This window comes from Enterococcus sp. DIV1767, from assembly GCF_050542585.1.
GTDB classification, from domain to species: Bacteria; Bacillota; Bacilli; order Lactobacillales; family Enterococcaceae; genus Enterococcus_D; species Enterococcus_D innesii.
This window is the reverse complement of record NZ_CP172936.1, coordinates 1,399,670-1,425,361: the sequence shown is the minus strand read 5'-3', so window position 1 is coordinate 1,425,361 and position 25,692 is coordinate 1,399,670. Positions and strand designations below refer to the sequence as shown.

At 43.1% G+C, this 25,692-nt stretch carries 22 protein-coding genes and 1 riboswitch; of the genes, 6 read left to right on the top strand and 16 right to left on the bottom strand.

The annotated features are described in order from the left end of the window. The first annotated feature begins 49 nt into the window (after nt 1-49). A complete protein-coding gene (locus IGI78_RS06870) occupies nt 50-790 on the top strand; it encodes a MurR/RpiR family transcriptional regulator (protein WP_195265776.1) in 741 nt (246 codons plus the stop codon). A gap of 18 nt (nt 791-808) precedes the next feature. Here the strand turns inward: IGI78_RS06870 and IGI78_RS06865 are convergent, their stop codons facing one another. The 13 genes from IGI78_RS06865 to recQ form a co-directional block, all read right to left on the bottom strand. Next, nucleotides 809-2,182, bottom strand: coding sequence for a gluconokinase (locus tag IGI78_RS06865; protein WP_288362182.1), 1,374 nt, complete (start codon nt 2,180-2,182; stop codon nt 809-811). Between the two features lie 221 nt (nt 2,183-2,403). Beyond that, nucleotides 2,404-3,735 carry a 6-phospho-alpha-glucosidase gene (locus IGI78_RS06860; RefSeq protein WP_077453863.1) on the bottom strand — a complete coding sequence of 444 codons (1,332 nt, stop codon included), beginning with the start codon at nt 3,733-3,735 and terminating at the stop codon, nt 2,404-2,406. Continuing rightward, entirely contained in the window at nt 3,735-5,363 is a 1,629-nt protein-coding gene (locus IGI78_RS06855) for a PTS transporter subunit EIIC (protein ID WP_081118500.1), read from the bottom strand. The genes IGI78_RS06860 and IGI78_RS06855 overlap by 1 nt, the downstream gene beginning before the upstream one ends. Nucleotides 5,364-5,527: 164 nt before the next feature. Beyond that, nucleotides 5,528-6,106 carry a hypothetical protein gene (locus tag IGI78_RS06850; protein WP_195265774.1) on the bottom strand — a complete coding sequence of 193 codons (579 nt, stop codon included), beginning with the start codon at nt 6,104-6,106 and terminating at the stop codon, nt 5,528-5,530. 13 nt (nt 6,107-6,119) lie between these two features. Continuing rightward, entirely contained in the window at nt 6,120-7,763 is a 1,644-nt protein-coding gene (locus IGI78_RS06845; protein WP_195265772.1) for an ABC transporter, read from the bottom strand. 18 nt (nt 7,764-7,781) lie between these two features. After that, a complete protein-coding gene (locus IGI78_RS06840; RefSeq protein WP_077453844.1) occupies nt 7,782-8,657 on the bottom strand; it encodes a carbohydrate ABC transporter permease in 876 nt (291 codons plus the stop codon). A gap of 12 nt (nt 8,658-8,669) precedes the next feature. Beyond that, nucleotides 8,670-9,617: an ABC transporter permease gene (locus IGI78_RS06835; protein ID WP_081118497.1), complete on the bottom strand. Its 948-nt coding sequence runs from the start codon at nt 9,615-9,617 to the stop codon at nt 8,670-8,672. Between the two features lie 57 nt (nt 9,618-9,674). Continuing rightward, on the bottom strand, nt 9,675-10,592 hold the full coding sequence (locus IGI78_RS06830) for an ROK family protein (RefSeq protein ID WP_195265770.1): 918 nt from the start codon (nt 10,590-10,592) through the stop codon (nt 9,675-9,677). A gap of 13 nt (nt 10,593-10,605) precedes the next feature. Further along, nucleotides 10,606-11,607 (bottom strand): LacI family DNA-binding transcriptional regulator, encoded by a 1,002-nt coding sequence (locus tag IGI78_RS06825; RefSeq protein WP_195265768.1) that lies wholly within the window; start codon nt 11,605-11,607, stop codon nt 10,606-10,608. A gap of 222 nt (nt 11,608-11,829) precedes the next feature. After that, nucleotides 11,830-13,974, bottom strand: a complete 2,145-nt coding sequence (locus IGI78_RS06820; protein ID WP_195265767.1) for a glycoside hydrolase family 3 N-terminal domain-containing protein — start codon at nt 13,972-13,974, stop codon at nt 11,830-11,832. Between the two features lie 359 nt (nt 13,975-14,333). Further along, nucleotides 14,334-15,074, bottom strand: a complete 741-nt coding sequence (locus IGI78_RS06815; protein WP_081118493.1) for a MurR/RpiR family transcriptional regulator — start codon at nt 15,072-15,074, stop codon at nt 14,334-14,336. 57 nt (nt 15,075-15,131) lie between these two features. Then, complete coding sequence (locus IGI78_RS06810) at nt 15,132-15,551, bottom strand: GNAT family N-acetyltransferase (protein ID WP_195265766.1); 420 nt, start codon at nt 15,549-15,551, stop codon at nt 15,132-15,134. Between the two features lie 57 nt (nt 15,552-15,608). Then, a complete protein-coding gene (recQ, locus tag IGI78_RS06805; RefSeq protein WP_086292624.1) occupies nt 15,609-17,375 on the bottom strand; it encodes a DNA helicase RecQ in 1,767 nt (588 codons plus the stop codon). Nucleotides 17,376-17,493: 118 nt separating this feature from the next. Between recQ and IGI78_RS06800 the strand changes: the two genes are divergently transcribed. Beyond that, on the top strand, nt 17,494-18,609 hold the full coding sequence (locus tag IGI78_RS06800; protein WP_194195393.1) for an NAD(P)/FAD-dependent oxidoreductase: 1,116 nt from the start codon (nt 17,494-17,496) through the stop codon (nt 18,607-18,609). A 92-nt stretch (nt 18,610-18,701) separates the two neighbouring features. Here IGI78_RS06800 and IGI78_RS06795 read toward each other — a convergent pair whose 3' ends face one another. After that, entirely contained in the window at nt 18,702-19,712 is a 1,011-nt protein-coding gene (locus IGI78_RS06795; protein WP_077453853.1) for a plasmid pRiA4b ORF-3 family protein, read from the bottom strand. A 66-nt stretch (nt 19,713-19,778) separates the two neighbouring features. Continuing rightward, entirely contained in the window at nt 19,779-21,323 is a 1,545-nt protein-coding gene (locus IGI78_RS06790; RefSeq protein ID WP_195265764.1) for a metal ABC transporter solute-binding protein, Zn/Mn family, read from the bottom strand. A gap of 323 nt (nt 21,324-21,646) precedes the next feature. Then, nucleotides 21,647-21,746: riboswitch (TPP riboswitch) on the top strand. 94 nt (nt 21,747-21,840) lie between these two features. On the opposite strand from IGI78_RS06790, the gene IGI78_RS06785 reads away from it, so the two are divergent. Genes IGI78_RS06785 through IGI78_RS06770 form a run of 4 tightly spaced genes read left to right on the top strand, consistent with a single transcriptional unit; the run spans nt 21,841 to nt 25,075 of the window. Further along, nucleotides 21,841-22,464 carry a YkoF family thiamine/hydroxymethylpyrimidine-binding protein gene (locus IGI78_RS06785; protein WP_195265763.1) on the top strand — a complete coding sequence of 208 codons (624 nt, stop codon included), beginning with the start codon at nt 21,841-21,843 and terminating at the stop codon, nt 22,462-22,464. Continuing rightward, complete coding sequence (locus IGI78_RS06780; protein WP_195265762.1) at nt 22,457-23,059, top strand: ECF transporter S component; 603 nt, start codon at nt 22,457-22,459, stop codon at nt 23,057-23,059. The genes IGI78_RS06785 and IGI78_RS06780 overlap by 8 nt, the downstream gene beginning before the upstream one ends. Next, nucleotides 23,056-24,468 carry an ABC transporter ATP-binding protein gene (locus tag IGI78_RS06775; RefSeq protein ID WP_195265761.1) on the top strand — a complete coding sequence of 471 codons (1,413 nt, stop codon included), beginning with the start codon at nt 23,056-23,058 and terminating at the stop codon, nt 24,466-24,468. The genes IGI78_RS06780 and IGI78_RS06775 overlap by 4 nt, the downstream gene beginning before the upstream one ends. Beyond that, nucleotides 24,395-25,075: an energy-coupling factor transporter transmembrane component T gene (locus IGI78_RS06770; RefSeq protein ID WP_195265760.1), complete on the top strand. Its 681-nt coding sequence runs from the start codon at nt 24,395-24,397 to the stop codon at nt 25,073-25,075. Before IGI78_RS06775 ends, IGI78_RS06770 begins: the two co-directional genes overlap by 74 nt. 58 nt (nt 25,076-25,133) lie before the next feature. Here the strand turns inward: IGI78_RS06770 and IGI78_RS06765 are convergent, their stop codons facing one another. Beyond that, nucleotides 25,134-25,652: a signal peptidase I gene (locus IGI78_RS06765; RefSeq protein ID WP_077453859.1), complete on the bottom strand. Its 519-nt coding sequence runs from the start codon at nt 25,650-25,652 to the stop codon at nt 25,134-25,136. Nucleotides 25,653-25,692: the final 40 nt, after the last annotated feature.

The following is a 25,692-nucleotide window of genomic DNA, read 5'->3' as shown; positions in this document are numbered from 1 at the left end:
CTGTCGTTATTCATTGTATGATGAAGACAAGACAAAGGAGTGCCGAACAATGGACTTAAATGTATTGATCAAAGGAAAAAAATTGACTGACAATGAGCTGCAAATTCTTGATTATTTGCTTGCAAATACCGCTGCGATCGATGGACTGCCCTTAAGAGAAATCGCTAAAGCGGTCTATACTTCCCCCGCAACCATCGTGCGGCTTGCGCAAAAATTAGGTTTTTCTGGCTATCTAGAGCTACTTTACTTCTTAAAGAATCGCTTGAAAAATCAGACGATCACTGAAGCCGCCATCGATTACCAAATTGACGCTGCCAGTATTGCAGATACGATTGACGCGATCAAAGAAATCTATGGACAAAATAAGCACAAGTTTATTACGATTTATGCAACAGGTTTTTCGGGGATCGTGGCAGAATACCTCCACAAAAAAATGCTGGTCAACGGCATCAAAACCTTATTAGTCAGTGCTTCTGACTCAGGTGGGATCATTAGTAACAATATCGAGAACATCAGTATGTTGATCACCATTTCTAAATCTGGCGAAACACAAAAAGTGCTGGAAAAGATGGCATTAGCCAATGAACATCACATACCAACTGTTTTATTTTGCGGGAACGGTGATCATCGCGCCAATCAACTAGCGACCTTTTCCTTTGAAGTGACAGATGAACGTCCCTACGACACCCAAAACATCCAGTACACTAGCTTCTTTGGTAAACTACTCTTATTGATGGAATATATCGTCGACGCTTTTACCCGTGTTGAAAAAGAAAACCAGCAACCCTAGTGGATTGCTGGTTTTGGCTTATGCTTGAAAATAGGTTTTTGCCAGTTCTTGATAAAGTGCTTGGTTCTGCGGATCAGGTACAAATTTTTCAGCTGGCTGATCTTGCCGCACAACAGAGCTTTTATATAAATCATACAAGCCGAATATTGGTTCATTTTCATCGGAAAGATAACAGGTCAGTCCCAACACATCCGCGGTCATTTGACCTAAAAGTTTTGTTTGAAAGAAACCACCACTTACAGTGACTGCCCCTTCCAACTGCGCCATTTGCTTTAATAAATTGATGTTCATCAGCATGCCTTCGATGACTGCCCGCAACATGTCTGAGCGATTGTGTTTCAGGGTCAAGCCAGAAAAGCCGCCTGTGATCTCATTCGTCCAAAAGGGTGCCCGCTCCCCGTTTAAATAGGGGAAAAAACGTAAGCCGTTGCTGCCGATCGGTGATTCCTCCATGACTTGCGGCAGATAATGATAAAACCCATCAGGATCTTCTGATAAGGTCTCTTTTGCCCAAGCAAGGACACAGCCACCATTGTTTGAAGGTGCCCCTACGACATAGAGGTCATCTTGCAGATAGTAGCAAAAATTTTGTTTTTGGTCATCAAAGACGGTGGTCTCACTTACTTTACGAACCGCCGCACTGGTCCCGATCGTCAAGCTGTTGCGAATCCCTGTAGAAATATAGCCAGCATATGCTGCCAAACACCCATCGCTAGCCCCGCACATCACTTCTACCTCAGGCTTCAAGCCACACCGCTGCGCCATCTCCTCGGTAATCAAAAAACGATCAGTCGGTGCACATAAAGGCGCTAACTGGGCTTTTGAAAGGGATAAATAGTTAAGAATTTTTTGACTCCATTGCTTTTCTTTCAAAGAAAAAAGACCGGTCGCTGATGCGGTACTATAATCGATCCGTGCTTGTCCGGTAAACAACGCCATTGCAAGTTCTTTTAAGCCAAACCATTTCGTCTCTTTGAAATATGAACCATTCGTTTGAAAATAAGCCAGTTTTGCAAAGGGAGACATTGCATGGATCGGTGTCCCCGTCTCTTCATAAAACGTTGCCGCCAGATCCGTTTGACGAAAGGCCGTCATCGTTTGACTCGCTTGATTGTCTGACCAAATGTAAATCTCTTCAGCTGTCTCACCAGTCACTGGCATCAAACTGTGCATGGCGGTACTGAACCCGATCACTGTGATTGCCGCTTTTAATTGAGCGGGAATCGTTGTGACACCACTGATTAATTGGCTACTGATCTGGGTCGCTGATTGGGTCTGTTTTAACCCGTGGCTATGGGTTTTGATTGGTAATGACTGTGAGTAAATGATTTTCCGATCTTCAATGACCCCAAACTTTATAGCTGTTGTGCCGATATCAATCCCTAAAAACATCGCATTGCTCCCTCTCATCTGATTCAATTAGCTTTATTCTACCATAGTTAGTGGCATATTCTAGTATACCTGTCTGATCGTTTTGTTGAGAAGACGTTTAGTGATGATTTTCTTCAGAGAATTATCCTTCCACAGCAAAAATAAAAAAAAAGAAAGATTCTTGGAGAATCTTCCTCTTTCCAGTTAGCCAATCAGCAAATGTTTCGCAAATGTGAAACAAATCAAGACAATCCTGGCCAGTAATCACCATTTTCCGAGACCAAATCATCGAGTAACTCTTTGGCTACTTTTGCGCTAGGAATCGTTTTGGAAAGGCTTAACGCTTGCCACATTTTTTGATAGCTCTTTTCCACATATGCTTCGACCACTAATTTTTCCACAGTCACCTGTTGGAACATGAGCGCTTGTTGGAAGGCAGGAATTTTCCCTTGAGCGAGGGCTTCTGGTCCATCAGAACCCACGATGCATGGCACTTCCACCATGGCATCATCTGGGAAGTTCGCAATCGCGCCGTTGTTTTCCACAATCATCACCATTCGCTCATGCGTATTAAAAGCGATGGCGCGTGCCAAATCAACGATAAAGGTTGCATGGGCATCAATCTCAAAAGCGATCCCTTCAGCAGATCCTTGTGCCGTGATCTTTTTGGCATGATCGAACACTCGTTTTTCCCGTCCTTCCATCACTTCATTGGAACGCGTATACTCTGGATGTTCTTTCATGTGGTCGTAGACGTAATCTGGGTATAAATAATATTTCAAGTACGTATTTGGCAGATATTCTGGTGTGAGCGCCAAGAGGTCTTTGGCTTTTTTGTGGGTGTCTTGCCAACTTGGGTCTGTATGTTGGGTATCCACTTCGATCTGTGTCAAATAGCCGTGTTCTGCCACGTAGTCCCGAATGGTTTGAATGTACTCCGTGCCTTCTTTGTCTTTGACGCTGGTCCACCAGCCAAAATGATTCAAGCCAAAGTAGCGAACTTCTAACTCTTCTGGCTGCTTGCCAATGATTTGCGACATCCGACGCAACGTGCCCACGGGCATGTCACAGATATTCAGAACTTTTGATTTAGGACGCAAGACTCGACATGCTTCAGCTACGATTGCAGCTGGATTGGAATAATTCAGCATCCAACAATCGGGGGAATACTTTTCCATGTAATCAATGATCTCCAGCATACCAGTGATGCTGCGCATCCCATAAGCGATCCCTCCTGGTCCACAGGTTTCTTGGCCAAAGACGCCATGACGCAAGGGGACTTTTTCATCTTTTTCCCGCATATCATACTTTCCTACTCGGATATGCGCCATACAGAAATCGACATCGCTGAAGGCTTCCTCAGGATCCGTCGTAAACGAAAATTCGATTTGCGGTGCTTGTTCTTTTAATAAGATCGCTAGGGCTTCACCAAGGATCGCTTGGCGTGCTTCATCATTGTCGTATAGTTTCAGCTTTCTTAAAGGAAAGCGTTCTTGATTGTCAAGCAGCATCATAACGATTCCCGGGGTAAAGGTACTGCCGCCCCCTGCGATCACTACTGAAAAATTTTTCATCATTCAATCTCTCCTTCTCTTCCAAGATAATTTTCTAATTCTTCCCGCACTTTCGGCACGGTCAACCCGTAAACGACATGGACATTTTCACCATTTTTGATCACGCCTTTGGCTTGTGTTTCGTCTTTTAGCAGCGCTTCATCCACGAGTTCAGGATCCTTTAGTTTTAAACGTAAGCGGGTATAGCAGTTGTCGATGGTTTTGATATTGTCATCGCCACCTAGCGCTTTGGTGATGATTGCTGAGATACTTGTTTCACTAGTTGGATTAGTGGCGGCTTGATCACTCGCCATGACCCCGACACCTGCTCCAGCAAGTTGTTTTTCTTTGTACTCTTTCTTCGAATACAGTTTGGTCTCTGTTCCATCTTCTTCACGCCCGACCGTTTTCAAGTTCAGTTTCGTGATCAAAAAGCGGAACAAGAAGTAATAAAGAAAGAAGAAGACGACCCCGACGATCAAGTATACCGGCCAGCGAGTCTTCTCGATCCCTAAGGGCAAGTTGTACAAAAGAAAGTCGATGAAGCCATTCGGTCCGATGGCACGAGAACCAAAGAGATTTAACGCCACCATACTCAAGCCGCTAAGGGCAGAATGAATGACGAACAAAACAGGTGCCACGAACATAAAAGAAAATTCGATTGGTTCAGTCACACCTGCAATAAAGGAAGTAACGACAGCTGGAATCAAAATGGCTTTGACTTTGACTTTATTTTCTGGTTTTGCCGTTTGATACATCGCCAAACAAGCACCGATCAGTCCAAACATTTTTGAGATCCCACGAGCGTCCCAAATGACACTTTGCGATAATACGCGGACTGCTGGGTCAGCAATTTCCGCAAAATAAATATTCCGTGCCCCTTCAAAGACTTGACCGCCAACTTCTGCGACACCGCCTAATGAAGTATACAAAAACGGCGTATAGATCAAGTGATGCAAGCCAGTTGGAATCAATAAGCGTTCCAACATCCCGTACAAGAAGATGCCAAAATTGCCCGTTTGTTGAATGATGCCGCCTAAACCGTCGATACCAGTTTGTATTACTGGCCATATAAACGTGGAAACGATGGCTAATAACACGACGACCGGAATCAAGACAATAAAGACGAAGCGCGCGCCGCCATAAACTTGAAAGGCATTGTTAAAGGTCGTATCGATAAAACGATTATGGATCAATGCTACGACGATCCCTAAAATGATACCCAGAAAGACCCCCATGTCCAACACTTGGATTCCTAAAACGATCGCTTGTCCTGAACCTTGAAGGGCATCGGCTGGAACCAACATCCCCCGAAGCTCCATGAATTTGTTCATGGCATTTAAGAAGACGAAATAACCTAACAACGCGGTAAATCCCGCTTCAGCCTTTTTCTTATTGGCTAACCCTAAAGCGATCCCGACACAAAAAATAATGCCTAAATTGGTTAAAATCGGTAATAAGGAAGCGGATAAGATACTACCAAAACCGGTGGTTATCGGATTATCCAAAAAGGGAAACTGCTCAAGCAAGCGGACATTCGTAAACACATTCCCAACGGCAATCAATATCCCTGCGATCGGCAAAATCAAAACGGGCACAAACATTGCCTTGGAGAATTTCTGCATGGCATCCATCACTTTTTCTTTCATTGAGGAAACTCCTTTGTAGTTGATTTGTAGGTTCATTATAGGAAACATTTGTTACTAATAGAATAGCAAACGTTTTCAATTCAATGCGTTTCAAAGATTGGAATGTGTTTCATCCTGTTTCCTTCCTTGCTAGTGGCGATTACCAGCAACAAAAAAAGAGTGAATCAAGATTGATCCACTCTTTTTAGATGCAACACTTTTTGATAGAAATACAAAGGCCCAGACAGATAAAACAGATAGAAGATACCTGGTGCTGATTGCCATGTGAAGAAATAGCCGATCGCTGCTAGGACTAAGATTCCGATCCCTTTATGGTAGTGCATCATCGTAAAGAAAAAACTACTACGAAAAAGGTCAAACAGGTTTTGCCGATCTTGCATTTTTGATTGCATCACATACAGGTTAATGTTGTAGGACAACAAAAAAGTAAGAAAAATGATGGTCAAAAAAGAGAAAAACAAGGAATTCGTCAAAGCAGCAGAACGCCACAAGCTGAGTCCGCATAAAAATGAGAAGAGATTGAAGACCCCTAGTGGCAGAGTCTTCAATAACGCGCTTTTGCTATTTTTCAAAAAGGGTTTTAGCAGTTTTGCTTCAGGATGTTCGTAAGCATCGACCACTGCTCGCAAAGCTGCTGGAAACGTGACGATCGGAAACGATACCACCAAAAACAAGAGATTCAATACCAGCATACGAAAAACGATTTCGCAAAGACGATAAAAACGACTCTCTAAAGCAAACATCACACACACACCTTTATTTTAATTTTTCAATATTTTCAGCGATTTTCTCATTTCGATAATCAACGATTGCTGACCAACCATTGTTTTCTCGTTCTTGTAAGTAATCTTCCCAAATCTGACGTCCCGCTTCTTCCGAGTCTGCCTGAATAAAGTTGACCAACGCTTGCACTCTTGCTGTGTTGATGGAAGTGAGATTTCTTGCTTCAGAACCGGTGCGAGGATCAATGTCTTCGATCTCAAAACGTGGCGCCAATTTGTCTTGCGACCATTCCACCATCTGCCGAATCGATGTAGCTGGTTTTTGTCCCATTTGGATGGCATAATTGTCATTGCCAACGAACCAATAAGAGCCCAAACCAACTTCCTTGTCAAAACGAGCTATGTCCGAATTTCTTAAGGCTTCTGTTTCTTCTGAGTATTCAACCACGCCATCTACGAGATTGTATGTTTCCCCTTCGATACCAAAGGTAGTGACCATCGTGCCATACTCACTTGCTAAATAGGTCAAAAGTTCCATGGCTTTTTGGGGTTCTTTTGTCGACGTCGTGATAAAGGTTTGTGTCCATCCACCAATATTTCCGCCAGTAAAAGTGGAATCATCGCCATTCGAATTTTTTGGACCATCGACGGCAATATAAGTTTGTTCAGGGTTACGAGCATTATTATCAGACATAAACTCATTGAGTCCCTTCGTATTCGTATGCAGGTAAGCAAAATATCGCCCTTGTCCTAGTTTTTCTTTCATCGTGTTGTCATTGTCTGAAAACTGGTCGTTGGTGATGTATCCTTCATTGTACGCTTTTCTAAAAGTCTCGATCCACGTGATATACTCCTCATCAGCATCTCGATCATTAAATTGCCCATCAACACTTGGTGCAATGCTTAGAAAATCTTGCAAAGTACCACCATAGGCGCCATCCCCGCCATTGGAAATATCTAGTGCAGTCGAAGCAAATGGGACTAGAGCTGCACCATCATCTGCCGTCGGAAATGCTTCTTTTGCCTGTTTTAACGCATCTAAAAATCCTTCTGGCGTCGACATATCGGGTTCCCCTAATGCTTCATAAATATCTTTGCGGACAATGAAAACTTGGTCTCCTACTACATTACCGTCCTCATAATCTTGTGCAGTCGTGGAAAAGCTTGGGTATCCATAAATGTTGCCATCTTCTAAAGTAAACCATTGAACAGATTCCGGTTTCGCTGCATGTTCTAAGAAGTAAGGGTCATATTTTTCTGCCAAAAGATTTAATGGCAAGGCAAATTTTGTCGCTTCATTTGCAGCAGACAGGTTTTTATCGAAGGTCATGATATCTGGAAGATCGCCACCAGCTAGCATCGTATTAAGGTTCTCGTCATTTCCTGAAATAAATTCGACATTGATATTCATATCTTCTTTGATTTTTCGCGTCACAGTATCTTTGCCCCAACCCGGCTGAGCATACCAATCAAAATTGACATACCATTTCAAAGTAGCTTCATGGTCGGTGTCCTTTTGCCAGCTAGGCGTGTCTTTATCTGCTTCAAAGCGGGCTTCTGGCAGATCTTCTACGACGGCGGCCCCTTTGGACTCATTATTGGAATTGCCGCAGGCTCCTAATACTATGGTTGACGTAAGTGCGAGACCGATCCCTAAAAATAATTTGCTTGCTTTCATTTTTTTCTCTCCTTTTGTCTATTCTTTTACTGATCCAAGAGTCATCCCTTGAATAAAGTACTTTTGTAAAAATGGATAGATCACGACGACAGGAACCGTCGTGACGACCATGGTTGCTAATTGCAATGACTGTGAAGTCGTATTTCTGACCACATTGGTTCCGGTCGCCACTGCGGGCGATAGATTTTCCGAAACGATCCGAAATAGCAGCATTTGTAAAGGATATAAGCTGCGATCATCAACGTAGATATTAGCCGTCATATAATCGTTCCACTGAAAGACCCCGTGGAATAATGCGATGGTTGCCAAAACTGGAAGGGACAATGGCAAAATGATTTTCACGAAAATAATAAAAGGATTGGCGCCATCCATCATGGCAGATTCTTCCAGCGAAAATGGAATGCTCCGGAAAAAATTCATCAGAATCACCATGTCGTAAAAAGAAAATAAGACAGGTATGATGTAGACCCAAAAATTATTTAACAAGCCCAGTTCCTTAAATAAGAGAAATGTGGGTATCATCCCTCCAGAAACGAACATCGTTAAAATCCCCATGTTCATATAAATTTTCCGTCCCATTAGGTTTCTACGACTCATCCCGTAGGCGACCATCGCCGTCAGTGCCGTATGCAACACAACACCAATCACAGTTTTTGCAACTGAGATGACAAAGGCTTTATAGATCGCAGAATCTTCAAAAACGGTGTAGTAACTTTCTAGTGAAAATTTCCGGGGCCAAAAGTAGATCCCCCCTCTTGCGGCATCGGTCGCATCATTGAAAGATAAAGCGACGATATTCCACAAAGGCAAAGCAATGATGGCTAAAAAGAACACCATAAAAATCACATTGGCAACATTGAAGATTTTCTCATCTTTTGAAAATGTTTGCTTCATACTTTCCCTCCTCTAAAAAACTGATTCATCACTGATTTTTTTGGTCAAAAGATGACTTCCTACCACGAGGATCAAAGAAACAACCGACACAAACAGGCCAACGGCGGTCGCATAGGAGAAGTCTCCTTGTTGTATCCCCATTTTATAGACGAATGAATTAATGACTTCACTGGACTGATAATTGACAGGATTTTGTAAGACGAGTGTTTGATCAAGGTTTGAACCCAATAACCCACCAACGGATAAAACAAACGTCAATGCGATAATATGGCGGATTGAAGGGATCGTGATCCGCGTGATCTGCTGAAATTTCGTGGCACCATCCATTCTCGCTGCTTCATAAAGAGCTGGATTGATCCCTGTCATAGCAGCAATGTATAAAATCGTATTCCAGCCAACTTCTTTCCAAATATCGGAAATGACTGCGATGGCCCAATATTTTTCTGGGTCAGTCAAGAAACGGATCGGTTCATCGATCACCCCAACACCTAGCAACAAATTATTGACCAATCCCGTATCAGATAACCACGTAATAAACATGCCACCTAAGATGACCCAAGACAGAAAATGGGGCAAATAAGAGACCGTTTGAACGACCTTCTTTAAACGAACATGAACGATTTCATTGATCAATACCGCTAAGCCAATCGCCGCTGGAAAACCAATCAGCAGTTTAAAAAAGCTGATGCCTAGTGTATTACTCATCACCGTCCAAAACATTGAATCACTAAAAAACTCTTGAAAATACTGGGTACCGACCCACTCCGCATTTGCGATCGAATCAAGAACCGAGTAATCTTTAAACGCGATGACGATCCCATATAGTGGGATAAAATTAAAAATGATCATCAAGAGAATACCTGGCCAAACCATCGCTTGATAAAAGCTTTGGCTTTTTAGTTTTTGCAAAAATGACCTTTTCTGTGGGGTTGCTTTTAGCATGACACCTTTTGATTCCATTTTTCCACCCTTTCTAAAACGCTTACTTTTTCACCCAAAGGAAATACATGCTTTCCTTTATTGGTTCATCAATTGATAGACCGCACCAATCATGCCTGCATCATTTTTTAATTTTGCTCGTTGAATTGGTGCAATCGTGCGCCCCTCTAAATAACCAATACTCTCATGGCGAGCTTTTAGTTGACTCATGGTCTCTTCAAGTTTTGCCATGAAAGAATCATTTTCACTGATTCCACCACCGATCAAAATCAGCTCGGGATCAAATGTACTGATCAAATTCAGCAAGCCTACTGATAAATCTTGGAAGAATTGTGCAATCACTTGATTCGCTACTACTTCTCCTTGTTCTCCTCGCTGGAAAATCTCGATTGCATCTTGGGGCAGATCACTTCGCCCTAGTTGCTGGAGTGCCAGTTGGTATTGATGGCAAAGCCCTCCCACGATGGCAGCTCGTTGGTTCAAGGAAACTGACTCTAGATTTCCCTGTTCAGGCAATGAGTCGATCAGCATCCACCCAAATTCCCCCGCCATACCATGGCTGCCGCGATAGAGCCGATTGTTGACGATGATCCCGCCCCCAATGCCTGTTCCCACAACGAGACAAAGATAGTTTTCACAGGTCTGTGCGTGCCCCAACCATTTTTCAGCAATCGCCGCCGCATTGGCATCATTTTCAACAATGACCGGCAGCTTAACACGTCCCTCTAATTCTAGCTTCAAGTTGATTCCATACAGGGATTTGATTGATCCTGCCGTGATCATCGTGCCATCTTTTTGGATAATGCCTGGTGCGCTAATACCGACACCTTCGATCACTGCATCTTGCTGCAGCGATTTGATCAATACTTCGATAGACTGCAAAAAATTTTCTTTTTCATGAATCGTTGGCATCTGTCCTTTCTTTACAATTTCACCAGTTCTCAAGATCACACCATATTTGATAGCCGTTCCTCCAACATCAATTCCAATAAACATCGCTTCACCCTCATTATTCATTTACTTGTTTTGTCGATTGATTAATACTCAATTCTCCTGGTAAAACGTAGGAGATACCAAATGCGTTTTCCTCAATCAATTCTACTAAATGTTTTACTGCCGTGATCCCTTGCTGTTGGATCGGATTTTTCACTGTGGTCAAGCGAGGAGTAAAATAGTCTAAAAGATCAATACCATCAAAACCAATCACGCTGAAATCATCAGGCACCCGCCACTTGGTTTCGTGGATCGCCTTGACTGTTCCGATCGCACTAAGATCATTCCCTGCCAAAAATGCTGTGGGCAAGTCTTTTTGCTCTAACAAAAACTGCTGCACGCTGGCTCTCGTCCGTTCTTCTTCAAAGAATCCCTGCAATTGATAATCCGAGCGCCAAGAGATGCCGGCTTCTTTTAATGCTTCGCAATACCCTCTTAAGCGTTCATCACTATCATAAACACCAGCAATCCCACTGATAAAAACGATTTTTTTATGTCCTAGTGACAAGAGATACTTAGTAGCAGCTTTTCCTTTTTCGAAGGAATCAAATACCACACTACCAAAGTTCCTCTCTTGAATGTTTCGATCGATAAAGACGGCTTTGATTTGTTCTCTTTCCATCGCTGCCAAATCCTGCTCTGTTAAAAAATCTTCAAATCCAATAATGCCATCAACCATCCCCCCTAAAATACGATTGAGAACCACTCGTTTATCCGTGGATAAGAAGACGTTGACTGCATACCCATGCGTTTCTGCCTCTCTGGCAATCGCTTCAACTAATACGCTAAAGTAAGGTCCTTTAATGCTAGTGGTGTAAAAACCAAGCATCTTGGTTTTTGTGTTTTTCAATTGTTTGCCCATTAAATTGGGGACATAATGCAAACGTTGCGCGGCAGCCAGCACTCGTTCTTTCGTTGCTGGTCGAACAACATTGACACCGTTCAGTGCTTTAGAAACAGTCGCAATTGATACGTTTGCCTCCTTTGCCACTTCCCGAATCGTGATTCGATTTGTCAAATGATTCTCCCCTCCTGAACGATTCCTCTCAAAAATAAAAACGTTTTTATTTTGCTAAAAAAATCAACGACCACTCTAAGATTGGTCATCCGATAAACCAACTATATATAAAAACGTTTTCACCCACAATGGTTCTAGAACTAGTTGGCGCATGTACCAGCACCTTGAAACCTGTGCCATCATGGTACAAGTTGTACCTACAAAAAAAGCCTCGAAAGGCTTTTAAATCGTGAGCGTACCAATCAACTTCGCTGAGGCAGCAGCAAAGCCAAGGTATAAAGAAATCGTACCAGGATCACTTTTTGTCGAGAAATCGGAATGAACATAAGCAAAATCCTCTGGTGTAACATAGAAGGAATGCTGCGTTTCTTCAGCAGCAGCAAGATTGATTTTTTGCCATTGCTTTAATTCTCTCATCGGTCGTGCCACTTCAGTAACATCGTCTCTGCTATACAATTGAAGTGTTGTGGTATGAGGACTGTCTCCCTCATTTTTCAGCGTACAAATGATCTCAAATGGTTTATTTTTTTCATCAGGGTGAACGATTTGTGTCTTGCTAATCTTGCATTGTCCATAACCTATTCCTGCGCCAAAAGAAAAGAGAGGATCGTTTTTTTCATCCATATAGCGCGAAATATATTTTTGATCACTATTCTCTTCTGTCAATGGCCGACCTGTAGAGAGTTGAGCATAGGTCATCGGTAATTGGCCTTCTGCTCGAGGAAAACTCATAGCTAAACGTCCTTGCGGTTCAGACTCGCCCATCAACAAATCTGCCAACGCATTACCGCCTTCTGATCCAGGGAACCAAGCAATCATGATGGCTTGACAAAGAGGCTCGATGGCGGACAAAACCAATGGTCTGCCACAGAAAAGAATCGTTGCGATCTTAGGATTGACCTGACTAACTGCTGCAACTAATGCTTCTTGATTTCTTGATAGAGAAAGTTTGGTCAAACTTGCCGCTTCCCCCGCTTCCTCACTGGTTTCCCCCAGAGCCAACAAAACGACTTCAGATTGTTCTGCTAATCTACACGCTTCCTCAATATAGGCTGCCGTCAAAACTTTCCCATCAGGATAAGGCAAGATAGTGAGGTCAATCTCTTTTTGAGAAAGACCTTTGGCTAATGAAACTGCCTCTTCCTGTTTCCCGATCCACGACCAAGCCCCTAAAAGATCCTTTGAATCTGCTTTTGGACCGATCAGCGCCACTTTTTGTTTTTTCTGTAAAGGCAATAATGCTTGATTTTTCAAAAGGACTGTTGTTTTCTTTGCTGCTTCTCGTGAAAGCAGACGGGTTTCTTTTAGGAGTCTAGGTGCTAAGTTTTCCGGTGTTAACCCTCTATAAGGGTCTTCAAACAGGCCTAGCTTGTTCTTTAAATGTAACACATGAAAAACCGCCTTATTCAACTGCTCATTCATAGCAGGATCTGCATCAATGATTTGTTCTAGTGCATTTAAATAGCAATCACTCATCATATCCATTTCGACACCTGCAGTAAAGGCTTTTTTCGCTGCTTCCGTTCGATCAGCAGCCACACGATGGGCCATCAATTCAGCCACAGCTGCCCAATCTGAGATGATCAAGCCATCGAACCCAAGCTTTTCTCGTAATACATCCTGCAGCAATGGTTGATTGGCTGTAGCTGGCACACCATGGATCGTGTTAAAAGAAGTCATGACCAATTCTGCACCAGCTTCAATTGCTGCCTGAAAAGCGGGCAGATAATTTTGGTAAAGCTCAAGATCAGACAAATCGACCGTATGATAATCCCGCCCACCTTCTGCAGCGCCATAGCCGACAAAGTGTTTGACACAAGCAGCAATTCGCTGTTTATTTTCTGCAAGGGAAGCAGTTCCTTGATACCCTCGTACATAAGCAGCCGTCAGCACCGCAGATAAGGTCGGATCTTCTCCATTACTCTCTAAAACCCTTCCCCAGCGCGGATCTTTGACATGATCCGCCATTGGTGAAAACGTGACATGGATACCCGCTTCTGCCGCTTCCTTTGCCGAGGCTTTTGCGACTTCTTCCACTAATTGCGCATCAAAGGAGGATGCCAAAGCAAGAGGAATTGGGAAAATCGTTTCATATCCATGGATAACGTCTGCCATAAAAATAAGGGGCATTTTTAACCGACTTTTCTCTAGATAAGACGTTTGGATCGTGTAGACTTGTTCAGCAGTATGGGTTCCCAACACTGAACCAATCGTCCCTAATTGTTCTTCGCTCATTTGCCATTGCTGCATCGGGCCGGTGATTTCTCCTCCTTGTGCAAAAAAATCTGGCGTTAGTTGAACCAATTGGCCCACTTTTTCAGCTACGGTCATTCGGTCAATCAGTTTTTTTAGTTTTACGGTTTCCACTATTCTTCTCTCCAATCATTGGGCTCTCTTCTTTTGCTTGTCGAAATTGCCTGATTTGCGCCTTCTCGACAGAAGCAAAAAGGTTTCTATTCCTTTCATTCAGTATAATTAAAAACGTTTTCAAAAATAGATTGTTTTTATACTTTGGTGCAACTCTTCGTAGAAAGGAAAAATCATCATCATGGTACAAGGTGTACCACAAATATGTATAGCACCAAATCTCCTGATACATTCGTCATTGTCTCGTCCACGTTTCTAATAAAAAAACAAACAGCCGGATCATCCCAACAAAGGAACTTCCTTTTGATGGAATGAAGCTGTTTGTTGATTTATGATTAAACATACAAAAAATCCGTTCCCTATTCTTCTGCTGTTAAAGAAAACTGACGAACCGTCTCCGACAACGCTTCCACTAAGAAAAGGCAAGGAATTTGTGTCGTCAAATCTTCATATTTGTTGATGCGTTTTACATCAACCGAATAGTCCAAGACGTAATCGGACATCCGTCCCAAGGTGCTGTTGGCATCACTGGTGATCGCTACCGTGGTGAAGTCAGGATTGTTACGAAAGCCATTGACCACTTCAATGATCTCAGTGGTCGTTCCAGTAATTGAAAGGACAACGATCATATTGTCTGAAGTATGTTTCAGCTTCGCAAAGATTGGATAGGTATTATCCACCAAAGCATAACTATTAAATCCGATCGTAGCAAAACGGCGAGCAGCATATTCACACATTGAACCTGACGCACCGATGCCATAAAATATAATATTCTCACATACCAGCATTCTTTCAGCGATTCGCCGGATTTTTCCTTCGATGTCTCGCGGGAAGCGTTCCGGATCCAAAACGGTCATACTGCTAAAAAAACTGACCGCCTCTAACTCAGGTGCTTTGAACTGGGTACGAAATTCTGTAAAGCTCTCATACCCTAATTTACGGATAAAGCGCATAACCGAAGAAGCTGAGGTGTGGGATTCAAGCGCGATCTCACGGACCCGCATATAGGGAATCTTATCACTTTGGCTCGACATATAATGATAAATCGCACGATCGGTCTCTGATAACTCATTGAAATCGATTTTTCCAAAAAAAGACATAGTAAACGCTCCTATTTTCTCATTCTCCTATCAATGTACCACAAGCTAGCAAAAACATCACAACTGTTTCACAAGAAATAATTCCATCGGTTGTACAAATCCGGGAGAATTCAAAAGCAAACCGCCGGCATCTTGATACCCTAATTTTCGATAGAAATGCTGGGCATTTTCATCGACTTGTGTGGACGTCATACAAAGAGCATGCCCTGCTTCTTTTTGCTGTTGTTCCCAGTGATCGACCAAACACTTCCCAAATCCCCTACCTTGATGGGATTCGGCGATTACTAGCATCGTACAAAAAGGAATCGTATCCCAGAAAAAATTATAGCGTAACAACCCAATTGGCTGTCCATTATCGATCAAGACATAAGCCGTTTGTTCAGCTACCTTTTTGAAGAATCGTTCCTTTGGCAAATGGGTATCCAATGAAAGCCAGAAGTCTTCATCTGTTGCTACCGCCAGTCGAATCGCAATCATGATTTTTACTCCTTTTCTTTGTTATTCTGCATTTTATCTCTGAGGAAGCCGTTTGTTTTAGTCGCTTACCTTCCCTCGGTAGTCCGAAAGCAAGGTAAGAAAGGCATCGCCATATTTATCCAATTTGTTTTGCCCGACACCTTTGATCTGTAAAAATTCGATTGGTGTTTTTGGTTGCACTTCTGCTAATTCTCGCAGGGTCTTATCAGAAAAGACGACATACGGTGGCAAGTTTTGTTCTTGTGCGAGATTCAATCGTAAGGTGCGCAGTTGATCGAATAGTTCATCATCAACCACTAACTGTTTGACTTTGGTTTGTTTTCGATAAACTTTCGCTTTTCCAAGCAATACATCGATACCGGCATTTGTCACACTTAACAAAGGGTATTGCCCTTCGGACGGCAAAAGGTACCCGGAGGCTGTCAAGTAATCGATCAGCTGAGTGACTTCCTTTTGGGACCAATCTTTCATTAATCCATAAGTCGGTAATTTTTCAAAGCCCCACTGTTTGACTTTTTGATCGCCTGAGCCAGTCAGCACTTTCCCCACCAAGGCTTTCCCGAAGCGTTCGCCCATTCGTTTCACACATGACAACACTTTTTGTGTATCCACGGTGATATCCACTTGTTCTCTTTCATCGAGACAATTGCTGCAACGACCGCAATCGGGTCCATCTTCTCCGAAATAACGCAAAATATAGCGTTGCAAACACAGCTGAGTATGTCCGTATTGGCTCATCTCCCGCAACTTCAAGTATTCGTTTTGGCGATAAAGAATATCTGATTCGGATTGATCGATAAAAAATTGCTGAATCTGCATGTCTTGCGGAGCATATAGTAAGATCGCATCACTGGGTTCTCCGTCTCGTCCGGCACGCCCTGCTTCTTGATAATAAGATTCCAAATTTCCAGGTATCTGGGCATGGATCACAAAGCGGACGTTGCTTTTGTTGATTCCCATCCCGAATGCATTGGTCGCTACCATCACTTGCAGGCGGTCATAAAGAAATTCTTCTTGGAAAAAGGAGCGCTCTTCTTCTGAAAGTCCGCCATGGTAATACCCGACAGAAACATGTTCATGTTTCAACAGCTGATAGATCCGTTCCACTTCTTTGCGGGTGCTGGCATAAATGATACCTGATTGTCCTTGGTTCATTTTCAAATACGTCGTAATGTAGGTATCTTTTTGATCTTTGACAACTTGAAAAGCCAAATTTTCCCGAGCAAACCCGGTCTTGACTTGATTTTCAGCAGGAATTGAAAGTAAGTTTTCAATGTCTTCGGCAACTTTAGGTGTAGCTGTCGCCGTAAGGGCAACAATCGTTGGCTTTTGCTCCCAGTTTTCGATCGTTTCGGCGAGTCGCAGATAGCTCGGGCGAAAATCATGGCCCCATTGGGAAATACAGTGGGCTTCATCAACGGCCAATAAAGCGATCGGCATCTGCCGCAATGAGTAGCGGAAAGATTCTGAGTCTAAGCGTTCTGGCGAAACATACAGCAGTTTGATCCGCCCTTGGCGTGCTTCTTGCAAGCGCTGGTTGATCTGTGCCCCTGTCAAGGAAGAATTGATATAAGCTGCTGGGATCCCCATATCAACGAGGCTATCTACTTGGTCTTTCATTAATGAAATCAAAGGGGAGATGACCAAGGTCACTCCATCCAACAAAAGCGCTGGCAATTGATAACAAATGGATTTCCCTCCACCTGTGGGCATGATCCCCAAAACATTTTGTTGTGTTAAAATAGATTGAATAATCGTCTCTTGACCTTCACGAAACTGTGAATAGCCAAAATGTTCTTTTAAGACTGTTTGAATAGTTTGCATAATACCCTCTTTTCCATTTCCTTATTATACGCAATTAAGTACGCAAAGAAAACGGCATTAAGAGAACTTTCGCTTTTTATTCGCTTTTCAATGAAATCAACCAAAGGAGTCTTCTACTATGAAAAAAGTTATGATTATCGGCGGTGGGATCATCGGTTTGACCCTCGCCAATTATCTTGATAAAACCAAATTTGACGTGACTGTCATTGATTCCCTCATCGGTCAAGCAACATCTGCCAGCGCTGGCATCATTTCCCCTTGGCTATCCAAACGGCGCAATAAAAAATGGTACCAGTTAGCACAAGACGGCGCCGCTTTCTTCCCGAAATTGGTACGGGATTTTGCTTTAGATGAATCCATCTATGCCCCCTGTGGCACTTTGGTGGTGCGACCAGAAAAGGCGCTTCAAGAACTGGCAGAATTAGCTGAAAATCGACGTAAAGCGGCACCAGAAATCGGCAAAATCGACTTACTGACGGGCCCACAAACCAAAGAGGCATTGCCGTTACTAAAAGAAATGCCGTCTTTACGAATCACAGGCGGTGGCCGCTTAGATGGTCAGGCTTATCTTGCCCACTTAAAAGCAAACGCTCAGCAGCAGCAAGTGACTTTTATTGAAGAAAAAGCTGAGGTAGTCAGAAAGGACAACCATTGGCAAATCAAAACCAAGGATCACTTTCTTGAAACCGAGATTCTTTGCCTGACAGCTGGACCGGGATTGCTAGACTTATTATCACCTTTAGGTTATCAGGTCGATATCCGTCCACAAAAAGGTCAGTTGCTTTCCTTTGCCACCAACCTGCCGACAAACAGTTGGCCGGTCGCCATGTTAGAGGGTGAAGGTGACTTGATTCCCTTCTCTAATGGTCAAATTTTACTAGGAGCCACCCATGAAAACGATGCGGGTTGGGATTTAACGCCTACGGAAGCTGCCAAACAGCAATTGATGACAGGAATCGGTGCTTTTCTTGAAGACCCCGAAGCACTCTTTGCAACGCCAATGACTATGCGAGTCGGCACACGTGCTTACACCTCTGATTTTGCACCTTTCTTTGGGGAAGTGCCTGATGAAGCAAATTTGTTCGCCGCCAGTGGACTTGGTTCTTCTGGGTTAACGACCGGGCCTTATATTGGTTATCTGCTAGCCAATCGGATTAATAATACGCACACTCAACCAACAGATTTCTCAAGTTACACCAAACCGATGACAGAATATATCAAGAAACGACTTTGACAGGAAACTGCTAAAAAACCACCAGAATCGTTACGGTCTGGTGGTTTTGTTGTTTGATTCTTATAAAATTACGGACAATTTCTAGCTACTAGCTAAACATATTCTCCAGTTTCCCAATAATCGAGTAAGACTTCATTGATGATCTCACGATCCAGTGGTTCTCGCATATCATCATCAAAGGCATCTTCGATCGGGACATCGCCAACAGCTTTGATACAAACCGGAACGACGGGATCTGGGTGATCTTCTGCGGTCAACACTTTTTCAATTTTAATTTTATGCGTCCAATCTGCCCCCATATCATAAATGTAGGTCATGGACTTACAGTATTGAAAATCTTGGTCAATACCGGACGCATCGGTTGGAACGGAATTGCCTAAGCCGATCGATTTCGAACCGGCAATAAACAAGTACAAATGTTGATTCATCCACTCAAAGGCAATCTGGATCAACATATGCAACTGCTCATAGGTCACTCCTGCAGGAATGATCAAACGACGCCAAATTGGCGGACGGTATCCTTCTAAATCAATACGGACTTGATAGGCGACCGGCGTATCCGCCGTGTCATCAAAAGCCGTATGTTTCGTTGGAAACGGGACGATTTTTGGCGAGATTGTAGCAATACGCGGGTCATCAATGGGCAATAGTTCATGTTCTTCAGGATCGGTGTCTTGAATCATCGCTAACATCGCTTCTTTCTTTTCAGCTGACCAAAACTGGGGTTTGGACATCCGTGCGAAAAAGATAGGTTGTTTTTCAGCCAATACAAAGGCGATTTCTTGGTATTGTGATTTGGTGATATGCTTTTCTTTATACATGCAGTAATAAAAGTCTTCAATGGCTGTTTTGGCAAACGGAAGAAAATTTAAACTGTACGGTACTTCTTGAGGCAGCATTTCGGTATACACCGATTCGACAAAGACTTTGTCTTTTAATTTAGTCATGCCACCATCTGTTTCCGCGCAAAAGATCAAGTAAAAAACAGGATCTAAGTAGTGTTCAAGATCGTCGTCACTAACCACACTTGGTCCGCCATACAAATCAACGTGATCCATCATGCGGTCAATCACTTTCGCTAATTTCTTCAATGTTTTTTCCAAAAAAATTCTCGCTCCTTCCTATCAAGTTTACTTTGACGAAAAGAGCGAGGATTGTCAATCTTTTTTTTAATGGGAGAGCATTTCCTGTGCAATTTCTAATCCGCTCATCCCTGTTGGATAATAGGTCGGCCAATGTTCCATTTCCTCTAGTAACGCTTCATGACTCTCGTTACCAAAGTAGATATGGAAATGATGGGATGCGCCAGGAGCGATCATATGGTCACTAAATTGGATATATTTGAATGCCGCATCTTCATCGGTGCTTTCAAATAAGAAGCGCACACCACGATTGCCAGCTGAGTAGTTCAAGATCTCTTTGCCAGAATACACATAATTTGCTTCTTTCTCGGTACCATCATCGAAAATAAATGTCATTGTGTTGTCTGTGATCTTGATCTGAGCAACATCTGTTTGATAACCAGTCGTGTAATATTCTTTGTATTCGTCAGCCGTCATTTTCTTGTCCATTTTTGCTTTATAATCAAACACTTGGTCCAGTGTTCCGTCTTGTAAAAATGGATAAACGGATTGCCAATCTCCTGCCCAGTCAGATAAAGCACGGTCTTGTACGTCGGCATCCTCAAAATAGCCGTTATAAACTGTTTTTTCTTTTTCAGCTTCAGCCATTTCTTTGTCATTTGCAACATCGGTGGTTTTTCTCAAAGCATCACGGTTTTGTTCCATAATCGAAATGTAGTCTTCCCCGTTGTCCATCTGTTCTTGGGTCAACCCTTCTAATGGATTCAAAACAGCCAATTCGACACCTGCTTCTGACGCTAACGTTCGGGCAATGCTGTCTTTGGCGTTTTCTTCAAAATAGATCGTTTGAATGCCTGTTTCTTGGACGAACTCTTTTAGTTCTGCGATTCGTGAAGCGGAAGGCTCTTCACTTGGTGAAAGACCTGAGATCGGCACTTGCGTTAGCCCATACTCCAAAGCTAAATAACCAAAAGCAGCGTGTTGGGTCACGAAATGATTTTGCGCTGGATTGCTGAACGCTTCTTCATATGATTCATGGAGGTCTTGTAACTGTGCCAAATAATTCGCCGCATTTTCAGCAAAGGCTGCCGCTTTCGCTGGATAAGCCTCACTCAGCTGGTCACGGATCGCCTCTACTTGTTTCATGGCTAAGCTTGGGGCTAACCAGACATGGGGATCTAATTCATGAGAATGACCATCATCGCCATGATCATGGTCATGATCGTGGTCGTGATCATCGTCACCGGGTAACAGGACCATTCCTTCGGTGGCTTTGACCACTGTCACGTCTCCATCATTTAATGTGGCTTCAATCGAAGGAACCCACATTTCCATATTTTCATTGTTGTAGACAAAGACATCCGCATCTTGGATCTTTGCCATGTCCTTTGCAGAAGGTTCATAATCGTGGGAATCAGTGCCCGCGGGCATCAATAATTCAACCTTCCCTTCATCCCCTACAACTTGACGAGTAAAATCATACATCGGATAAAACGTAGCCATGACCTGAATTTGTTCATTCTCAGATGATGCGTTTCCTGATTGCTCGGTCGCATCAGATCCTCCTTGTCCACAAGCAGCCAAAGTCAGGGCCACAGCAGATAACATAGTTATTTTAAAAAACTTCTTCATTTTTGAAAATACACTCCTTTTTATTTTCCTCTTTTTCTTCCCTTTGGAAAAACGTTGATAAATCAATTACGATTTACAAAAACAAAACGTAACGTTTACGTTTTACCATCGGTTTTATACTTTACACAACTATTTGAATCCTGTCAACTTCTTTTTTAGATGTTTTTTTATATGTAAAAACCTTCATATGTACCACTGCTGATATCACGGAAGGATCGCTAAGTAACTCCTTTGATTCGTCGGAATCGAGCGATTTGCAAAAGTCACTATCTATTGTCCTTTGTCGCCTCCTATGCTACACTCGAGGGGTAATTGAATAGAAGATTATCCACTAGGGGCGCTTTATGCTGAGATAGACGTATGTCTGGTCCCTTAGAACCTGATTTGGTTAGTACCAACGTAGGGAAGTGGCAGCGCATGATTTTTCGCGTTCCCATTTTTTCTGTCTACGTGTGGATAGAAAAAGGAGGAACGCTTTTTTTGTAGACAGAAAAACAATCGAGAGGAGAAGAGAAAAATGTCAAATAAACCAATCGTCTGTGCAAAAGATGGAATCGATATCACGGGGTGCCGGGTGAGCTTGTACCCAATGAAAGACCATTTCGCGCAACAAATTTTAACAAGTATCGAAAAAACGAATACGAGTGCTGTTTGGCAGCAAACCGACCTGTTTAGCACCCTTTTTCGTGGGGAAGCGCCCAGTGTCCTAGACGCAGCAGCAGCGCTATTTATCAACGCCTACGAATCCAAGACACACCTCGTGGGTGAGTTTACCTTTTCCAAGGGCTGCCCCGGGGACACTGCAGGGGACACGTTTTTGAATGGCGAACAGGCGCAACCCAATAAAGGAAAGAACCTTGCGAATGGTGACTTTTTGGTTGATTGCAAATATTCGTTTTATGTATTTGGCGAAAATCATTATATGGAAGAAATCGCCACGATCGTCCAGCTGGCAGAAACTCATGGCTTGAGCCCTCGTTCCGTTCACTATGTAACGATGCTGACAGGATCAGCAAGTCAACTCTTTGCTTATTTTGAAGCCGCATTAGCTTATGCCCATGACCATCTCCCCCACTATGTTCTGGAAGCGACGGTTTCAGTCAATAGCCCTTCAAAAAAGGAGGCGATGCCACATGACTAAGTGGGCGTTGAAAGATGTGATTATGGTAGGGATCGCTTCGTTGATTTTTGGCGTGATCTATCTTGGGGCTGTCCATTTCGGATTGCTATTAGGGACACTTCTAACCCCCTTTGGTTTATCTGTCTTAGCCAATGAGTTTATCTTTGGTGTTTGGTTCATGGCGGCAGCTTTTGCCGGATATGTGCTACGTAAGCCGGGGGCAGCTACGATCACTGAAATGATTGCGGCTCTTTTAGAAGTGTTTATGGGGAATTTTTATGGACCTATTATTTTTATTAGTGGTTTTGTACAAGGGATTGGAACCGAGGCCGGCTTTGCATTAGGCCGCTACCGCCGCTATGGCTGGTTTCCTTTGATCACAGGAGCTGTGGGCGCCACGATCACGAGTTTTCTTTGGGGGATTCTTCGATCAAATTTCGTTGACTTGCAATGGCAGTTGCTGTTGGCGATCTTTCTTATTCGCTTGCTTTCTTCTTTGTTCTTTTCAGCCTTTTTGGTGAAGATCGTCTGTGACCATCTGGCACGAATGGGAGTCCTCAACAGTTACCCTATCGCTAACGATCAAACGATCACTGTCCAACGGGAAATCGTATGAGTCTGTTAGTAAAAAACGGCTGTTTTTTGGTGGATCAAAAGCGACTTGAATTGACTCTGTCTTTGGCCCCTGGTGAAACAAAGGGAATTTATGGTGCTTCAGGATCAGGGAAAAGCACCCTTTTCTATCTTTTAGCAGGACTCAACGAGAAAGGTTTTGAGGGAGGAACATATACGATTGACGGCCAAACGATGAGCCAACTCTCCATCGGGGAAAGAAGCACGTCCGTCAGCTTATTGTTTCAAAATCCTGATATGCAGTTTTGTATGGCAACACCTCGAGAAGAGCTGCTTTTCTGTTTAGAGAATCAATGTATTCCCCAAGAAGACATGCCAAACAAAGTGGCTGACGCTTTGGCATTTTGCGAGATCACTCATCTTGCAGATCAACCTTTCACGACCTTGTCTGGGGGTGAAAAACAGTTAGCCGCATTGGCTTGCTGTTTGATCCTAGAAAGCCAATACTTGCTTTTGGATGAGCCCTTTGCGAATTTGGATACGGACACCAGCAAAAAAGTCATCCGAAAACTGCAGCGCATTCAACAAAAGAAAGCCATTGGTATTTTATTGATCGACCATCAAATCAAAGAGACTGCTAACTGGGTCGATGAGTGGCTATTGATTGAAGAAGATTTCAGAACGATCGATCAAGCAGCGATCCGTGACCTTGATCAACACATGCGAAAGACACTGCCGCTTGCAAAAATCAAGTCGTCTTCTAACAAAAAACGGCTATCTTTTCAGCAATTCCGATTACCGATCCGCAACCATGAGATTGTTTTTCCCAATTTTGCATTTGATGGAGGCACGCTGATTGGGATCACTGGACGCAGCGGCAGTGGCAAATCTTCGTTTTTAAAAGCTATTTTGCAGCAGCATGCCTACAAAGGGGATATTCTCTTGGCAGGTCAACCAATCAAGAAGCATCCGTCACCTTTTCGCTCCATCAGTTGGATCATGCAAAATCCGCAAGACCAATTTTTGGCCGCCACCGTTGCCCAAGAGCTTAGCCAAGGTAGCGCCTCGACCGAGAGCGAAAAGCTACTAGCAAAATTGCGCCTGCAAAATAAGAGCACTCAGTCTCCTTTTCGACTGAGTCAAGGACAGCAACGGCGCTTGGCTGTTGCCTCTTTACTGCAACGCCCGGTCGACTTGCTGCTCGTGGACGAACCGACCTATGGTCAAGATATCAAACAAGCTTGGCAGATCATGCAGCTATTAGCCGAAAAAGCAACCACTGGCACGTTAGTTTTGATCGTTAGCCATGATATCTTATTATTGCAACAGTTCTGCTCCCAAATCATTGATTTTAATCTTTATGAAAAGGAGGATGCTGATGCGCACGCTAAATCCAACAGTCAAATTATTCGCCATTTTAGGACTCGCCTTACTGGTTTCTTTTCAAAATAATTTCAGATTAAACCTGCTGCTCTCGGTCCTGTTCTTTGGTATTACTGTAAACGAACGCTCCTTGAAAAAAAGTCTTTTGCTCTTTTCTGCATTGACACTGGCAGCTATAGGAGTCTTTTTCACTGGACTCCTTTATTACCAAGGCAATCAAGGCGGTCCTTCCTCTGCAGCAGCTATTCGCTATGGTCTTGATATAGCAAGCCGTATCTATTGCTTTGGCATTCTAGGAAGCTCCTTCAGTGTATCCACCACGATCAATGAATTGATTTATTCACTGCAGCAACAGCTGCGTCTGCCTGCCGTTTTTGCCTACGGTCTACTGGCTGCGTTTCAAATTGCTCCCATTATTCCAGCAGAGTATCAGAATATACGTAATAGCATGCGTTCCAGAGGAATCTCGGTCAATCCGTTTTCATTTAAAATGCTGATCCCTTTATTGGTCAAATCGATTCGTTGGTCTGAATTATTGGCGACTGCCATGCTTTCAAGAGGTTTTGACAGCGAAGCCAAGCGAACTTACGCAAACACCTTTCGCGTCACTTTCATGGATGCACTATTTCTATCCTTATGCCTGGTAATGGGAATGGGGGGGACACTCATCCTATAATCAATAAAGAGAGAAAAAGACAAAGAAACCCTGACGTTTCTTTGTCTTTGTTTATATATTAAGAAGTGATCGTCTTTTTTACTGAACCAGATTTTATTTGATAAAACGTGACGAACAAGGTCGTTGCTAAAATATACAAGGCGAAAAGCAGATACATGTTTTTAAACAGCTGGATCGTCGTTTGATTCAACCAAGCCCCAACTTTTGGGATATAAAAAATCGGCTGGCCAATCACTTGGCTTTTTTGAATTTCTTTTGGCTCCATCTGGTTTTGATTGTCGCCAATGGTGTACAGTACTGATTGGTTTTCCGCAACCGCAACGATTCGCCGGGTCCGCATTTGTCTACCTTGATCGACATAATACGTTACTTCGTTGCCAACCACTAAATTATCTTCTGAAGCATTTTTTACAAAAAGCAGCGTTCCTTTAGAGTATGTCGGTTCCATTGCATCACTCGTAACAATAGCCATTGTGAAACCAAATGCATGCGGTATTACAACAGTTAAGACAGATAGCAGCATGAACATCAGAACAAAAAGTGAGAGCATGATACTTTGTTTTGGAAAAAGCTTCATTCTTTCCTCTCCTTCTAAACCTCAGTTTATTTTATGATTC

Coding starts and splice junctions, on each gene's coding strand:
- IGI78_RS06870 (WP_195265776.1), top strand. CDS start 50: ATGGACTTAAATGTATTGATCAAAGGAAAAAAATTGACTGACAATGAG.
- IGI78_RS06865 (WP_288362182.1), bottom strand. CDS start 2,182: ATGTTTTTAGGGATTGATATCGGCACAACAGCTATAAAGTTTGGGGTC.
- IGI78_RS06860 (WP_077453863.1), bottom strand. CDS start 3,735: ATGAAAAATTTTTCAGTAGTGATCGCAGGGGGCGGCAGTACCTTTACC.
- IGI78_RS06855 (WP_081118500.1), bottom strand. CDS start 5,363: ATGAAAGAAAAAGTGATGGATGCCATGCAGAAATTCTCCAAGGCAATG.
- IGI78_RS06850 (WP_195265774.1), bottom strand. CDS start 6,106: ATGTTTGCTTTAGAGAGTCGTTTTTATCGTCTTTGCGAAATCGTTTTT.
- IGI78_RS06845 (WP_195265772.1), bottom strand. CDS start 7,763: ATGAAAGCAAGCAAATTATTTTTAGGGATCGGTCTCGCACTTACGTCA.
- IGI78_RS06840 (WP_077453844.1), bottom strand. CDS start 8,657: ATGAAGCAAACATTTTCAAAAGATGAGAAAATCTTCAATGTTGCCAAT.
- IGI78_RS06835 (WP_081118497.1), bottom strand. CDS start 9,617: ATGGAATCAAAAGGTGTCATGCTAAAAGCAACCCCACAGAAAAGGTCA.
- IGI78_RS06830 (WP_195265770.1), bottom strand. CDS start 10,592: ATGTTTATTGGAATTGATGTTGGAGGAACGGCTATCAAATATGGTGTG.
- IGI78_RS06815 (WP_081118493.1), bottom strand. CDS start 15,074: ATGTCTTTTTTTGGAAAAATCGATTTCAATGAGTTATCAGAGACCGAT.
- IGI78_RS06810 (WP_195265766.1), bottom strand. CDS start 15,551: ATGATTGCGATTCGACTGGCGGTAGCAACAGATGAAGACTTCTGGCTT.
- recQ (WP_086292624.1), bottom strand. CDS start 17,375: ATGCAAACTATTCAAACAGTCTTAAAAGAACATTTTGGCTATTCACAG.
- IGI78_RS06800 (WP_194195393.1), top strand. CDS start 17,494: ATGAAAAAAGTTATGATTATCGGCGGTGGGATCATCGGTTTGACCCTC.
- IGI78_RS06790 (WP_195265764.1), bottom strand. CDS start 21,323: ATGAAGAAGTTTTTTAAAATAACTATGTTATCTGCTGTGGCCCTGACT.
- IGI78_RS06785 (WP_195265763.1), top strand. CDS start 21,841: ATGTCAAATAAACCAATCGTCTGTGCAAAAGATGGAATCGATATCACG.
- IGI78_RS06780 (WP_195265762.1), top strand. CDS start 22,457: ATGACTAAGTGGGCGTTGAAAGATGTGATTATGGTAGGGATCGCTTCG.
- IGI78_RS06775 (WP_195265761.1), top strand. CDS start 23,056: ATGAGTCTGTTAGTAAAAAACGGCTGTTTTTTGGTGGATCAAAAGCGA.
- IGI78_RS06770 (WP_195265760.1), top strand. CDS start 24,395: ATGCGCACGCTAAATCCAACAGTCAAATTATTCGCCATTTTAGGACTC.
- IGI78_RS06765 (WP_077453859.1), bottom strand. CDS start 25,652: ATGAAGCTTTTTCCAAAACAAAGTATCATGCTCTCACTTTTTGTTCTG.